The following is a 13856-nucleotide window of genomic DNA, read 5'->3' on the forward strand; positions in this document are numbered from 1 at the left end:
ATCACTTCCGGATCTTCCGACGAGACCGAAGGACAGGAGAGGCCCGTGCCGGTGCAGGAGAACAACGGACCGCTGACCACCGAAGCCGGGGCTCCGGTGGCGGACAACCAGCAGAGCCAGACCGCGGGCGTCGGTGGCCCGGGTCTGATCCAGGACCAGCTGCTGATCGAGAAGCTCGCGCACTTCAACCGGGAGCGCATACCCGAGCGGGTCGTCCACGCGCGCGGCGCGGGTGCCTACGGGACCTTCACCGTCACCGAGGACGTGACCGCGTACACGCGTGCCGGGTTCCTGTCCGAGGTCGGCAAGGAGACCGAGGTCTTCCTGCGCTTCTCGACGGTGGCGGGCAACCTCGGCGCCGCCGACGCGGTGCGGGACCCGCGTGGCTTCGCGCTGAAGTTCTACACCGAGGAGGGCAACTACGACCTCGTCGGCAACAACACCCCGGTGTTCTTCATCAAGGACGCCATCAAGTTCCCGGACTTCATCCACACCCAGAAGCGCGACCCCTACACCGGCTCGCAGGAGGCGGACAGCGTCTGGGACTTCTGGGGCCTCTCACCCGAGTCGACGCACCAGGTCACCTGGCTCTTCGGCGACCGCGGTATCCCCGCCTCGTACCGCCACATGAACGGCTACGGCTCGCACACCTTCCAGTGGAACAACGCCGACGGCGAGGTCTTCTGGGTCAAGTACCACTTCAAGACGGACCAGGGCATCAGGAACCTGACCCAGGCCGAGGCCGACCAGCTGGCCGGTCAGGACCCGGACAGCCACCAGCGGGACCTGCGGGAGTCCATCGAACGCGGCGACTTCCCCCGCTGGACCGTGCGGGTGCAGATCATGCCGGAGGCGGACGCGGCGCGGTACCGCTTCAACCCGTTCGACCTGACCAAGGTCTGGCCGCACGAGGACTACCCGCCGATCGAGATCGGGAAGCTGGAGCTGAACCGCAACCCGCGCAACATCTTCGCCGAGACCGAGCAGTCCGTCTTCTCGCCGCACCACTTCGTGCCCGGCATCGGCCCGTCGCCGGACAAGATGCTCCAGGGACGGCTCTTCGCCTACGGTGACGCGCACCGCTACCGCGTCGGCATCAACGCCGACCAGCTGCCCGTCAACGAGCCGAAGGCCACCGAGGCGCGGAGCCACGGCCGGGACGGCGCGCTGTACGACGGCCGGCACGGCGGCGCGAAGAACTATGAGCCGAACAGCTTCGGCGGCCCGGCCCAGACCGACCGCCCGCTCTGGGGCCCCACTGCGGTCAGCGGCGTCACCGGTGACCACGAGGCGCCCGCGCACGCCGAGGACGACGACTTCGTCCAGGCGGGCAACCTCTACCGGCTGATGTCGGAGGACGAGCGCCAGCGGCTGATCGACAACCTGGCCGGCGCGATCTCGGGCGTCTCCCGCGAGGACATCGCCAGCCGGGCGATCGGCAACTTCCGCCGCGCGGACGAGGACTTCGGCAAGCGGCTGGAGGCCGCGGTGCGGGCGCTGCGCGGCTGACCGCCCGCCCGCCGCACGACCACGGAGGACCGGGGATCAGGGACCCCGGTCCTCCGTGCTGCCCGGACGGTGCCCCTCCCGCCGTCAGCCGGTGAGGTAGCGCAGCATCTGGTCGTGGACCAGGCCGTTGGAGGCCGCCGCGTTGCCGCTGTGCGGGCCGGGCCGCCCGTCGAGCCCGGTGAAGGAGCCGCCAGCCTCCTCCACGATCACCGCGCTGGCCGCCATGTCCCACAGGGACAGCTCCGGCTCGGCGCACATGTCGACCGAGCCCTCCGCGACCATCATGTAGGGCCAGAAGTCGCCGTATCCGCGGGTGCGCCAGCAGTCGCGGGTCAGGTCGAGGAAGCCGCCGAGCATCCCGCGCTCCTCCCAGCCGTGCAGCGAGGAGTACGCGAACGAGGCGTCCCGCACGTGCTGGACCCGCGAGACCTGGAGGCGGCTGGCCTGCGCGAGGCTCCGCCCGGTGTACGCGCCGCCGCCCACCGCGGCCCACCAGCGGCGGTTGAGCGCGGGGGCCGAGACCACGCCGACCACCGGCCGGTCGCCCTGCTCGCCGCGCTCGGTGAGCGCGATCAGCGTGGCCCACACGGGGACGCCGCGGACGTAGTTCTTCGTTCCGTCGATCGGGTCGATGACCCACTGGCGCGGACCGCCGCCCTCGGTGCCGAACTCCTCCCCGAGCACGGCGTCTCTGGGCCGGGTGCGCCGCAGTGACGTGCGGATCAGCTCCTCCGCCGCCTTGTCCGCCTCGGTCACCGGAGTCATGTCCGGCTTGGTCTCGACCTTGAGGTCGAGCGCCTTGAACCGCTCCATGGTCGCGGCGTCGGCGGCGTCCGCCAGCACGTGGGCGAGACGCAGATCATCGTGGTAGTCCGGCATGTCCGAACAGTATCGACCGGGTGTATCACCGGCCACAGGGCCATGGCCGAATGGGCGAGGGACGGCTCCGGCACCGCGTGACGGCGGGCGCGCGGGGGGTTGACACCCCCTGGCGGCCCGTCAATTCTGTGCCGCACTCCAGCCGTCGGGGTCGGGAGGAAACGGTGCCCACCGCACGCCAGAGCCTCTTGGAAGCCGCGCACACGGCCGTCCGGAAACAGCCGTGGACGGGCGTCCGCATGGTCGATGTGGCCGCGCGCGCCGGTGTCTCGCGGCAGACCCTCTACAACGAGTTCGGCAGCAAGGAGGGGCTGGGCGCCGCGCTCGTCGACGGCCTGGTCCAGGGCTTCCTGGACGGCGCGGCGGAGGCGGCCCGCGCGGCGCGGCGGCGCGGCGCCGGACCGGCCGGGTGCTGCTCGGCGGCGGCCGACTGGATGCTGCGGGCCGCGCACGAGGAACCCATCGTGCGGGCCGCGCTCACCGGCTGCTGGACGCCCCGCATGCCCTTACCGGCCCCGGTACGCCGGGTACGCCCCGGTGGGTTGCCCGCCGACCCCGGGGAGCTGGCCACCGTGCTGTGCGAACGCACCCGGGAGGGGCTGCCGTCGCTGGACGGCGACTTGCCGCAGGACGCGGAGCGGGGTGGCCCGGAGACGGCCCGCGCGTACGAGGTGGGGCTGCGGGTCGCGCTGTCCTACGTCGTGGCGCCGTCGCGGGACGAGTCCCGGGCGGCGGCCCAGCCGGAGCGGGCGGAGCGGGGAGGCCGTGGAGAGCCGGGAGAACCGGGAGAGTGGGGGGAGCCGGGGGAGCGGGGGCCGCGGGGGTACGAGGAGCCCTGCGGGCGGGTGTACGAGGTGGTGCGGGCGCTGCTCGCCACCCCGTGAGCGGGACGCCCGCCGGAGCGAACCCAGGAGCGAACCCAGGACCGGGCCCAGCACCGGACTCCGGAGCGGACCCCGGATGGGACTCGGGGCCGGGGCGCCAGGCCGGTCGCCCCACGGCGGAGCCTCCCGGACCGGACGCCCTCGGTCAGTGGACGCCGCCCGAGAGCTGAAGGCCGATGACTCCGACGATGACCAGCGTGATGGAGATCAGCTTGAGGGTGGAGACCACGTCCCCCAGGAAGAACATGCCGTAGATCGCGGTACCCGCCGCGCCGATACCGGTCCACACCGCGTAGGCGGGGCCCACTTCCAGCCGTTTCAGCCCGAGCGTCAGCAGCCCGAAGCTGCCGAGCGCGAAGGCGCAGAAGGCGATGGTCGGCCAGAGCCTGGTGAAGCCGTGCGAGAGCTTGAGACACACCGCGAAGCCCGTCTCCAGCACCCCGGCGACAACGACCAGCAGCCACGGCATAGGGCTCCGCCTCTCCTCGCACCGCGCGGCGTCCGGCGGTCCGGCCCACCGCTCCGGGACAGCGTAGGCACAGGTCACGCGCTGATCGGGGTCAATCGCCCTCGCGCCGCTCCCGCGTCGCCAGCAGCCGCCGCAGCGAGTGCAGCCGCGCGGGCTCGGCGTGCCCCTCGGCGACCCACCGGTCGAGAGCGCAGTCCGGCTCGTCGTGACCACAGGCACGGGGGCACTCGGCGGTGCCCGGTTCGAGGTCCGGGAAGGCGTGGATGACCCGGGCCGGATCGACGTGGTTCAGCCCGAAGGAGCGCACCCCGGGGGTGTCGATCACCCAGCCGTCGTCGCCGGGCAGTGGCAGCGCGAGCGCCGAGGTCGTGGTGTGCCGGCCGCGTCCGGTGACCGCGTTGACGTGTCCGGTGGCCCGCTGCCGCCGTGGTACCAGCGCGTTCACCAGGGTGGTCTTGCCCACGCCGCTGTGCCCGACGAACGCCGTGGTCCGGCCGGACAGTTCGGCCCGTACGCGTTCGGCCGCCTCGCCCCCGGCCAGCTCGGCGCGGTTGGTGACGGTGTGCCGCACCCCGAGCGGCGCGTACGTCTCCAGCAGTGGCTCCGATGGGGCGAGGTCCGACTTGGTGAGCACCAGCAGCGGTTCGAGCCCGGCGTCGAACGCGGCGACCAGGCACCGGTCGATCAGCCGGGGGCGGGGCTCCGGATCAGCGAGCGAGGTGACGATCGCCAGCTGGTCGGCGTTGGCGACGACGATCCGCTCGTACGGGTCGTTGTCGTCCGCGCTGCGGCGGAGTACGGAGCTGCGCGGCTCCACGCGGACGATCCGGGCCAGGGTGTCCTTCTCCCCGGACAGATCGCCGACGACCGCCACGTGATCGCCGACGACCACGCCCTTCCGGCCGAGTTCGCGCGCCTTCATCGCGGTGACCGTACGGTCCTCCACCAGGCAGGTCAGTCGCCCCCGGTCGACGGTGAGCACCATGCCCTCCGCCGCGTCCTCGTGTTTCGGGCGGGTGTGGGTCCGGGGCCGGCTGCCCTTACGGCTCGGGCGGACCCGGACGTCGTCCTCGTCGGTGTGCTTGCCGTAGCGGCGCATGGCGTGGCTCAGGCCCTCTCGCCAGCCGGGGTGCCGAGCATCTCGTGCCACAGCCGGGGGAAGTCGGGCAGGGTCTTGCCGGTCGTGCCGATGTTCTCCACGCGTACCCCGGGCACGGCCAGGCCCAGCAGCGCGCCCGCCGTCGCCAGCCGGTGGTCGTCGTAGGTGTGGAACACCCCGCCCCGCAGCGGCCGGGGCCGGACGCGGAGTCCGTCCGGGGTCTCGGTGACGTCCCCGCCGAGGCCGTTGATCTCCTTGGCGAGCGCCGCCAGCCGGTCGGTCTCGTGCAGCCGGAGGTGGCCGATGCCGCGCAGCACCGACTCGCCGTTCGCCAGCGCGGCCACCGCCGCGATGCCGGGCGTGAGTTCGCCCACGTCCCCGAGATCGAGGTCGACGCCGTGCAGCGAGCCGCCGCCCCGGAAGGTGAGCCCGTGGTCGTCCCGCTCCCAGGAGCCGCCCATCGCGGTGAGGATCTCCCGGAGCGCGTCCCCGGGCTGGGTGGTGTGCTCGGGCCAGTCGCGGACCCTGACCCGGCCGCCGGTGATCAGCGCGGCGGCGAGGAAGGGCTGCGCGTTGGAGAGGTCGGGCTCGACCGTGAGGTCCCGGCCGAGCAGCGCGCCGCGGGTCACCCGCCACACGTTCGGCTCCCCGCCGTCCTCCGGGGCGTCGACCCGCGCGCCCGCCTGGCGCAGCATGTCGACGGTCATCCGGATGTGCGGCGTCGAGGGCAGGGTGCCGCCGGTGTGCCGCACCTCGACGCCCTGGTCGTAGCAGGGCCCGGACAGCAGCAGGGCGCTGACGAACTGGCTGGAGGAGGAGGCGTCCACCTCGACCCGGCCGCCGGGCAGGGCGCCGCCGCCGCGCACCGTCAGCGGCAGCGCTCCGCGCCCCTCGTCGTCGATCCGGGCGCCGAGGGCGCGCAGCCCGTCGATCACGCCACCCAGCGGACGTTCGTAGGACCGCGGGTCGCCGTCGAACCGCACCGGGCCGTCGGCGAGCGCCGCGACCGGTGGCAGGAAGCGCATCACGGTGCCCGCGTTGCCGACGTCGACGGTGGCCGGACCGCGCATGCCGGACGGGATGATCCGCCACACCTCACCGACGTCGTCCGCGCCGGACGGATCGGCCATCCCCGCGACCGCCGCCGTGCTGGAGGCGGGTGTCTCCTCGATCTGCGCGCCCAGCGCCCGGAGGCCCGCCGCCATCAGCAGGGTGTCCCGGGACCGCAGCGGGCGGCGCAGCGAGCCGGGCTCGGTGGAGAGGGCGGCCAGCACCAGGCCGCGGTTGGTGACCGACTTCGACCCGGGGACGGTCACCGTGGCGTCGACCGGCCCGTGGGCGTGGGGGGCGGGCCACAGGCCCGGGAGACCGGCGTCTCCCTCCGGCTCCCCGGACGGAACCGGCCCGGTGGACCGGGACGCTCGGTGGGACGGGAGGGAAGGGCCGGTGTACTCGGTCATGCGACTCACTGTAGTGCGTACGGCAGAGGGCAGATATCGGTCAGGAACGGAGGGACCCGGGCGCTGTGCGAAGACGGAGGGATGCGGGAACGAAGACGAACGAAGACGAACGAAGACGACACGGCGACGGACGGAGAGGAACGGAGCGGGACGGAGACGAGGGGCGACGGCCGCGCGCGGTCCCGGCCGGGTCCGGCTCCCCCGTACCGCGCCCGGGCAGGTCCGGCGCCCGGCCTCCGGCGCTCCTCCCGGCGGGCCCGCCCCCGTCCCCGGCGGGCCGCCTCGGCGTCCGGGGCCGGGCGTACGGCGTGCGGGTCGTCCGGACGGGGGGACTGACGTCTACAGGTCCAGCAGCCAGCGTCCGCCGCCGATCAGCGAGCAGAGCGCGACGGCGTGGAAGAGCAGCAGCCAGAACGCCGCGGGGACGTTGGTCAGCCGGGACAGCTGGTCGGCGTCCGAGTCCGGGGCGCCGCCGCGCCGCCGCTTGGTCTGGAGCTCGAAGACCGGGCGCACCCCGCCGAGCAGCAGGAACCAGACCACGGCGTACGCGAAACCGGCCTGTACCTCGGGTTCGGTCAGCCAGGACACCAGCAGGAAGGTGCCGCCCGAGACGAGGACGGTGAGTACCCCGTAGGCGTTCCTGATCATGAACAGCATCAGCAGGAGCAGCGCCGTCGCACCCCAGAGCAGCAGCGTGATGTGGTGGGCGGCCAGCAGCCAGGCGCCGCCGAGGCCGAGCAGTGAGGGCGCGGTGTAGCCCGCCGCGGCCGTCAGCACCATGCCGAGGCCGGTGGGCTTGCCCCGGGAGACGGTCAGGCCCGAGGTGTCCGAGTGCAGCCGGATACCGTCCAGGCGGCGCCCCGACAGCAGGGCCACCAGGCCGTGCCCGCCCTCGTGCGCGATGGTCACGGCGTTGCGGGCGAGCCGCCAGGGGCCGTGTGGCAGCACCACCGCCAGTGCCGCCACCCCCATGGCCACCACCAGCCACGGGTCCGGGTCGGGCTGGGTCCCGAAGACCCGGTCCCAGAGGTCGCCCAGGCTCGTCTCTGCCATCTCCGCCGCCATCTCCTGCCTTCACCCTCCCCTGGTCACGGCCGTCCGCTTCGCCCGGCCGCGCTCCGCGACGGCCCCCCGGTGGGGCGTCGCGCCGTCCTCGTCCGCGCGGCCGGGCCGCGCCGCCGCTGTGCGCCGGGCGGGCATCGCCGCGCGCGCCGACACCCTCATCGACGCGGACGCCGCCGCCGCCGTTCCGGATGGCCGGACGTTCGGATGTCCGGACGTCCGACGCCCGGTGGGCGGGGCCGCTTCGTCCGCGCGGGTGGGCGCGCCACGGCGGTGGCGTGCGGCGCCCACGCGAGGCCGTGGGACGGAGGTGTTCCGCGTAACGCGCGGCGCCGACGGGACGTGCCGTGGCAGTGTGGCACTTATGTGCGGGAGGTATGCAGCGAGCCGGTCCCCCGAGGACCTCGCAGGGCTCTTCGAGGTGGAGAAGTGGGACCCGGCCGAGACCCTGGTCCCCGACTGGAACGTGGCGCCGACCAAGCAGGTGTACGCGGTGCTCGACCGTCCGGTCAGAGGCTCGGACGATCCGCGGCCGGTGCGGCAGCTGCGGCCCCTTAGGTGGGGTCTGGTGCCGGGCTGGGCCAAGTCGCCCGAGATGGCCGTCAAGATGATCAACGCCCGCGCGGAGACCGTCCACGAGAAGCCCGCCTACCGCGCTCCGTTCGCGAAACGGCGCTGCCTGCTGCCCGCCGACGGCTACTACGAGTGGCAGGAGCCGACCGCCTCCACCGTCCCCGGTGAGGACCCGGGGCGCGGCGGCGGAACGGTCCCCACCCCCGGCCAGCGGGGCGGGAAGAAGCGGACGCCGAAGCAGCCGTACTTCGTGACCCCGGGGAACGGTTCGGTGCTGGCCATGGCGGGATTGTACGAGTTCTGGCGGGACCGGACCCTGCCGGACGGCCACCCCCAGGCGTGGTGGGCGACCTGCACGGTGATCACCACCGAGGCGGAGACCGGCCCCCTCGCGCCCGAACCGGACGGGGACACCGGCGAGGACGGGCCGGGGACGCTCGCCGAGATCCACCCGCGGATGCCGCTGACGCTCACCCCGGACCGGTGGGGCGCCTGGCTCGACCCCGCCCTGGGGGACGGTCCCGAGCTGCGGGAACTCCTCGCTCCACCGCCCGGGGGGCTGATGCGGGCCTACCCGGTCGGCAGGGCCGTCAGCAGCGTGCGGAACAACGGGCCGGAGTTGCTGGAGAAGGAGCACGCCCGCGAGCCGGAGGAGAGCACGCTGTTCTAGCGCGCCCCACCTCCCCGTCCGGCGATCCCGCCCAGCTGAGCCGCCCGCGGAGACGTGCCAGCTAAGCCGCCCGGTTCGGCGGGCCCGTCCGTCGTCCCGTCCCTCGTCTCGCTCCCGGGGCGCCGTCGGTGGCGGGGGCGCGCGGGGCCCGGCGGTAGCGTCACGGCATGAGTCGCGGTACGAGCACGGAGACGGTCAGCACCCCGAGCGGTGACGCACGCCTCACCTGGCACCCCGCCTCCCGGCCCCGGGCGGTGCTGGCGCTGGGACACGGCGCGGGCGGCGGGATCGAGGCGCGGGACCTGCGGGCGCTCGCCGGGGCACTGCCCGGCCACGGCGTGACCGTCGCCCTGGTGGAACAGCCCTGGCGGGTGGCCGGTAACAAGGTGGCGCCCGCGCCCGGGACCCTGGACACCGCGTGGACCGCGCTCTGGCCGCGGCTGGCGGCGGCCGGGCCGCCCGTCGTCGCCGGAGGCCGCAGCGCGGGTGCCCGGGTCGCGTGCCGGACGGCCGCCGGGCTCGGGGCGCTCGCGGTGCTGGCGCTCGCCTTCCCGCTGCACCCGCCGGGGAAGCCCGGGAAGTCGCGGGCGGAGGAACTGACCGGGGCCGCCGCCGAGCTGCCGGTGCTCGTCCTCCAGGGGGAGCGCGATCCCTTCGGCCGCCCTGGGGAGTTCCCGCCCGGCGTCCCGCTGACGGCGGTGCCGGGCGGCGACCACGGCTTCGCCGTGCCGAAGCGCCCGAAGGAGGGCGCGCTCTCCGAGGAGGCGGCGCTGGCGGTGCTGACCGACGCCGCCGCCGACTGGATCACGGGGCTGCCCGGCGCGGGGTGACCGTCGGGCCACGCCCCCCGCCGTCCGGTCCGGAGCCGCGGCGGACCCGGCGCGGGAGGAGCGGGGGAACCGGTCGGAGAGGGACGTGGCGCGCGGGCCGGGAATGACGCGGGGCCCTCCGGTGTTCGATGAGACACAGGTGCCGGCAGAGGTGTCGGCGGCGGAAAGCACCCGCCGCGCACGGAGCAGGTGGGGCACCACGCAGAGCACGAAGAGAGGGAGCCGCCCGTATGGGTTCTGTCGCTTGCCCGCAGCGTCCTCGCGCCGCTGACCTGGACTGGGCCACGCTGGCGCTGTCCGGGGGCTCGAAGATTCGAGCGGCGGACGGTGCGGATCGTCGTCTATTCTCCGATTCGGGTGAGTCCGCGCGGAGGCTCACCGCCGAACCGGAGGAGGTGGGTCCTGTCACCGGGACCGATGACGGCGCTGGCGCCCAGCGGGAGACCGAGGCCGAGCGGAGTGCGCGCTTCGAACGGGACGCCCTCGCGTTCCTCGACCAGATGTACTCGGCCGCCCTCCGGATGACGCGTAACCCGGCCGACGCCGAGGATCTGGTGCAGGAGACGTACGCCAAGGCGTACGCGTCGTTCCACCAATTCCGGGAGGGCACCAACCTCAAGGCGTGGCTGTACCGGATCCTCACCAACACCTTCATCAACTCCTACCGCAAGAAGCAGCGGGAGCCGCAGCGCAGCGCGGCGGAGGAGATCGAGGACTGGCAGCTCGCCCGCGCCGAGTCGCACATGTCGACCGGTCTGCGCTCCGCCGAGGCCCAGGCCCTCGACCACCTGCCGGACTCGGACGTGAAGGAAGCGCTCCAGGAGATTCCCGAGGAGTTCCGGATAGCCGTGTATCTCGCGGACGTTGAAGGCTTTGCCTACAAGGAGATCGCGGACATCATGGGGACACCCATCGGCACGGTGATGTCCCGGCTGCATCGCGGACGGCGCCAGCTGCGCGGCATGCTGGAGGACTACGCGCGGGACCGCGGGCTCGTACCCGCGGGCGCCGCCCCGAAAGACTCGCACGACCGGAAGGGCTCGGGCTCATGAGTTGCGGAGAGCCGCACGAGACGGACTGCTCGGAGGTACTGAGCCACCTCTACGAGTACCTCGACCGTGAGATGCCGGACAGCGACTGCGCGAAGTACGAGGAACACTTCGACGAGTGCTCGCCCTGTCTGGAGAAGTACGGGCTGGAGCAGGAGGTCAAGAAGCTCGTCAAGCGCTGCTGCGGGCAGGACGACGTCCCCTCCGACCTGCGGTCCAAGGTGATGGGCCGGATCGAGGTGATCCGCGCGGGCCAGGCCGGGGCGGAGGACGATCCCGCCGGGCCGTCGCCCTCCGCGGAGTCCGGCGCCTCCGAGCGCCCCACCGGGGAGCCGGACGCCCGCGCCGCGTCGGCGCCGCAGCAGTCCACCGGGCCGCAGGAACCGCTCCCCTCGGCGGAGCACCCCCGCCCCGCCTGACCCTTCCGGTCCCTTCCGGCCCCGCTCCGCCGGGGCCGTCCCGCGGCGCCGCCGTCTCTCCCGTGGCCGGGCGGATCGCCCCCGGCCAGCCGTCATCGCGGGTACCCCCGCGCCGCCCGCACCGCGACCCGTGCCGGACGCGCTCATCTCCCCGCCACGCGCCCACCACCCGTCGCGTCGCTCGCCTCGCCCGTGCCGCGGCAACCGGGCCACCGGTTCCGCCGGGGCCCCAACCGCGGGCGGCGGCACGGTAGTTCGCCGGTCCGTGGGCGCCTCGACCTTGCCCACCGCACCGTGTGAAGCCGGGCCGCCCCGTGCGGGACGGGCGCTCCCGCCGGTCCGGCCGTCCCGGTCGCCCCGACCTCCCCTCGCCCGCCAGCCTGTTGAGGGGCGGGCGGAGACGTACCGCGCGTGCGGAGGCCGTGGGAGCCGCCCGGACGGCGTGGCCACCCTCCGTACGGGCGATGTACCGGTGGACCGTGGGGTCCCTCGCGCGTGCGACGGAGACGCCCGTCCACGCCCCGCCCGGCCGTCCGCCCCGGGGCGCCGCCGGGTGCCGTCCGGCGGGCGGGAACCGGGGCTGACCGAACCGGAGTTCACCGTGCTGGAGTAGGCCGGGCTGACGCGCGACACCGGGCGGCTGGCGCCGCCGGACACGGTGGCGGGCGGGCGCCTCCGCCGGACCGCGCGGCCCGGATCGTCGCGGGGGAGCGGTGGGCCGATCCGTACCGTTCAACGTCTGTTGACAGCGCGTGCGGTGCGTACGGTCACCGTGTGCGAGGGGCTGATCGCGGTCGAGGGGCCTCCGGGGGCGACACCCACGCGCGGGCCCTGGCGCGGCCGGTCGCGGCCAGCGCCCGGGAGGACGCGCCCCGGGGCGGTGGAAGCCCTGGCCCGGGTGGTGCTTCGCCGGTGCGGGGCCGGACGCACGGGTAATGAGCGGGCACCGTAGCGGGCATGGTTGGATGCGAAGAGGGGAACCGCGAGAGGCGCGTACCGCGCGCGAGGCGCGGCGGTGCGGAGCCCTCGGCGCCGGGGCGCCGGGGCCACGCGGCAGACGGGAACCGGGCGGAAACGGCGGAATCATTGTGAGGATCTTCGGCAAGGTACGGCACCGGCCTTCCGCCTCCTGGCGGCAGGCGACCGACCGCGCTTTCACGCTCATCGGCGATGGGCGGTACGAGGACGCGGGCGCGCTGCTCACGCGCGCCGCCGACCTGGAGCCGTGGCTGTCCGAGTCCTGGTTCAACCTGGCGTTGCTGCACAAGTTCCGGCACGACTGGGAGCAGGCGCGGGCCGCGGGGCTGCGGGCCGTCGCGCTGCTGGACCGCGAGGCGGGCGCCCCGGACTGGTGGAACGTGGGCATCGCGGCGACGGCCCTCCAGGACTGGCCGCTGGCGCGGCGCGCCTGGCAGGCGTACGGACTGCGGGTGCCCGGGCAGGCACAGAGCGCGGCGGCGGTGGAGGAACCCACCGGCATGCAGCTGGGGAGCGCGGCCGTGCGGCTCTCACCGGAGGGTGAGGCGGAGGTCGTGTGGGGGCGGCGGATCGACCCGGCGCGGCTGGAGATCCAGAGCATCCCGCTGCCGTCCTCCGGCCGCCGCTGGGGCGAGGTCGTGCTGCACGACGGCGTTCCGCACGGCGAGCGGACGACCGCGGCCGGCCCCTCCTACCCGGTGTTCGACGAGATCGAGCTGTGGGCGCCCTCGCCGGTGCCGACCTGGGTGGTGCTGCTGGAGGCGGCGACGGAGTCGGACCGGGACGCCCTGGAGCGGCTGGCGGCCGAGGCGGGCTTCGCCGCCGAGGACTGGTCCTCCTCGGTGCGTCTGCTGTGCCGTTCCTGCTCGGAGAGCGCGATGCCCGCCGACGAGGGGGACGGCAGCCAGCGGCTCGATCCGCACGACCACAGCTCGCCCGGACACCCCGGTCCGCTGGGGCACATGACGGCCGGCGGGCCGGGCGCCCTCTGGGTTCCGGAGCGGGAGTGCGGGCTGGCCGCACCGGCGACGCTGGTGCGCGGACTGCTGGACGGGTGGGTCGCGGACAGTCCGGACACACGTGCGTGGCGTGACCTTGAGGAAGTCTGCTGAGCGGGGCGCCCGGCGGCCGGTGCGGCGTCGCCCGCGCCGTACCGGCGGTGTGCGGGCCCCGTAGTCTGTAGGGCGACGATTCGTGTTGTGAGGAAGGCGTACGGCGGCATGGCGCAGCGACAGGGCACCCAGACGGAGGACCTCGGCGAGTTCATCGTCGACACGATGGACTGTGAGGCGCGGGAGACCGCGCACCGCGAGCGGGGCACCGCGCGGCCGATCACCGTTGTCGGTCACCCCGCGCTGCACCGGGAGTGCGCGGACGTCACCGAATTCGACGCCGGGCTGGCCCAGTTGATCGACGACATGTTCGCGAGCCAGCGGATGGCCGAGGGTGTGGGGCTGGCGGCCAACCAGATCGGCGTCGACCTGAAGGTCTTCGTCTACGACTGCATGGACGACGACGGGGTGCGGCACGTGGGCGTGGTCTGCAACCCCGTGCTGGACGAACTGGACGCCGCGCGGCGGGTGCTGGACGACGGCGGCGAGGGCTGCCTCTCCGTGCCCGGCGCGTACGCCCCCCTCGCGCGCCCCGACTACGCGGTGGTGCGCGGGCAGGACGCCGAGGGCCGGCCGATCGCCGTGCGGGGCACCGGCTACTTCGCCCGCTGCCTCCAGCACGAGACGGACCACCTGTACGGCTACCTGTACATCGACCGGCTGTCGAAGCGTGAACGCAAGGGCGTGCTGCGGCAGATGGAGGAGTCGACCCCGCGCTACGAGACCGTGCCCAACGACTGATCCGGGCCGTCCCGCCGAGCGCCGCCGGGGAACTGCCAGTGGACCGTCCACTGGCAGTTCCCCGTCTCTGTTGACGCATTGTGTTGGTCACGTCAATGTCTGGTGTCGACCCCCACACTTAC

Annotated in this window: 13 protein-coding genes; 8 read left to right on the forward strand and 5 right to left on the reverse strand. The window is 74.2% G+C overall.

Annotated features, from left to right (window positions below):
- Positions 1-45: 45 nt before the first annotated feature.
- Positions 46-1509 carry a catalase gene (locus E0L36_RS11475; RefSeq protein WP_180928924.1) on the forward strand — a complete coding sequence of 488 codons (1464 nt, stop codon included), beginning with the start codon at positions 46-48 and terminating at the stop codon, positions 1507-1509.
- Between the two features lie 84 nt (positions 1510-1593).
- Here E0L36_RS11475 and hisN read toward each other — a convergent pair whose 3' ends face one another.
- Positions 1594-2388, reverse strand: coding sequence for a histidinol-phosphatase (gene hisN, locus E0L36_RS11480; RefSeq protein ID WP_180928925.1), 795 nt, complete (start codon positions 2386-2388; stop codon positions 1594-1596).
- Between the two features lie 164 nt (positions 2389-2552).
- Between hisN and E0L36_RS11485 the strand changes: the two genes are divergently transcribed.
- Positions 2553-3272 carry a TetR/AcrR family transcriptional regulator gene (locus tag E0L36_RS11485; protein WP_180928926.1) on the forward strand — a complete coding sequence of 240 codons (720 nt, stop codon included), beginning with the start codon at positions 2553-2555 and terminating at the stop codon, positions 3270-3272.
- Between the two features lie 145 nt (positions 3273-3417).
- On the opposite strand, the gene E0L36_RS11490 is transcribed toward E0L36_RS11485, so the two are convergent.
- The 4 genes from E0L36_RS11490 to E0L36_RS11505 form a co-directional block, all read right to left on the reverse strand.
- Positions 3418-3741: a multidrug efflux SMR transporter gene (locus E0L36_RS11490; RefSeq protein ID WP_180928927.1), complete on the reverse strand. Its 324-nt coding sequence runs from the start codon at positions 3739-3741 to the stop codon at positions 3418-3420.
- Between the two features lie 91 nt (positions 3742-3832).
- The gene (rsgA, locus tag E0L36_RS11495; RefSeq protein WP_180929937.1) at positions 3833-4840 is read right to left on the reverse strand and encodes a ribosome small subunit-dependent GTPase A; all 1008 of its coding nucleotides are present in this window, start codon (positions 4838-4840) and stop codon (positions 3833-3835) included.
- A gap of 8 nt (positions 4841-4848) precedes the next feature.
- Positions 4849-6300, reverse strand: a complete 1452-nt coding sequence (aroA, locus tag E0L36_RS11500; protein ID WP_180928928.1) for a 3-phosphoshikimate 1-carboxyvinyltransferase — start codon at positions 6298-6300, stop codon at positions 4849-4851.
- 339 nt (positions 6301-6639) lie between these two features.
- Positions 6640-7353: a M50 family metallopeptidase gene (locus E0L36_RS11505; RefSeq protein ID WP_180928929.1), complete on the reverse strand. Its 714-nt coding sequence runs from the start codon at positions 7351-7353 to the stop codon at positions 6640-6642.
- Positions 7354-7726: 373 nt separating this feature from the next.
- Here E0L36_RS11505 and E0L36_RS11510 point away from each other — a divergent pair, with 373 nt between their 5' ends.
- The 6 genes from E0L36_RS11510 to def all read left to right on the forward strand — a co-directional run bounded on the left by E0L36_RS11510 (position 7727) and on the right by def (position 13734).
- Entirely contained in the window at positions 7727-8605 is an 879-nt protein-coding gene (locus tag E0L36_RS11510) for an SOS response-associated peptidase (protein WP_180928930.1), read from the forward strand.
- Between the two features lie 167 nt (positions 8606-8772).
- Positions 8773-9435, forward strand: a complete 663-nt coding sequence (locus tag E0L36_RS11515) for an alpha/beta family hydrolase (RefSeq protein ID WP_180928931.1) — start codon at positions 8773-8775, stop codon at positions 9433-9435.
- Between the two features lie 395 nt (positions 9436-9830).
- Positions 9831-10487 (forward strand): sigma-70 family RNA polymerase sigma factor, encoded by a 657-nt coding sequence (locus tag E0L36_RS11520; protein WP_180929938.1) that lies wholly within the window; start codon positions 9831-9833, stop codon positions 10485-10487.
- Positions 10484-10903 carry a mycothiol system anti-sigma-R factor gene (gene rsrA / locus E0L36_RS11525; protein WP_180928932.1) on the forward strand — a complete coding sequence of 140 codons (420 nt, stop codon included), beginning with the start codon at positions 10484-10486 and terminating at the stop codon, positions 10901-10903. The genes E0L36_RS11520 and rsrA overlap by 4 nt, the downstream gene beginning before the upstream one ends.
- Before the next feature lie 1088 nt (positions 10904-11991).
- Positions 11992-12993: a hypothetical protein gene (locus E0L36_RS11530; protein WP_180928933.1), complete on the forward strand. Its 1002-nt coding sequence runs from the start codon at positions 11992-11994 to the stop codon at positions 12991-12993.
- Between the two features lie 108 nt (positions 12994-13101).
- On the forward strand, positions 13102-13734 hold the full coding sequence (gene def, locus E0L36_RS11535; RefSeq protein ID WP_180929939.1) for a peptide deformylase: 633 nt from the start codon (positions 13102-13104) through the stop codon (positions 13732-13734).
- The last annotated feature ends 122 nt before the right edge of the window (positions 13735-13856 follow it).

The sequence above is a fragment of the Streptomyces sp. AJS327 genome (genome assembly GCF_013450295.1).
Lineage (GTDB): Bacteria > Actinomycetota > Actinomycetes > Streptomycetales > Streptomycetaceae > Streptomyces.

Excerpts from the sequence above, each read along its gene's own strand:
- E0L36_RS11505 (WP_180928929.1), bottom strand. The coding sequence starts at position 7,353 with ATGGCAGAGACGAGCCTGGGCGACCTCTGGGACCGGGTCTTCGGGACC.
- aroA (WP_180928928.1), bottom strand. The coding sequence starts at position 6,300 with ATGACCGAGTACACCGGCCCTTCCCTCCCGTCCCACCGAGCGTCCCGG.
- def (WP_180929939.1), top strand. The coding sequence starts at position 13,102 with ATGGCGCAGCGACAGGGCACCCAGACGGAGGACCTCGGCGAGTTCATC.
- rsgA (WP_180929937.1), bottom strand. The coding sequence starts at position 4,840 with ATGCGCCGCTACGGCAAGCACACCGACGAGGACGACGTCCGGGTCCGC.
- E0L36_RS11510 (WP_180928930.1), top strand. The coding sequence starts at position 7,727 with ATGTGCGGGAGGTATGCAGCGAGCCGGTCCCCCGAGGACCTCGCAGGG.
- E0L36_RS11490 (WP_180928927.1), bottom strand. The coding sequence starts at position 3,741 with ATGCCGTGGCTGCTGGTCGTTGTCGCCGGGGTGCTGGAGACGGGCTTC.
- rsrA (WP_180928932.1), top strand. The coding sequence starts at position 10,484 with ATGAGTTGCGGAGAGCCGCACGAGACGGACTGCTCGGAGGTACTGAGC.
- E0L36_RS11515 (WP_180928931.1), top strand. The coding sequence starts at position 8,773 with ATGAGTCGCGGTACGAGCACGGAGACGGTCAGCACCCCGAGCGGTGAC.
- hisN (WP_180928925.1), bottom strand. The coding sequence starts at position 2,388 with ATGCCGGACTACCACGATGATCTGCGTCTCGCCCACGTGCTGGCGGAC.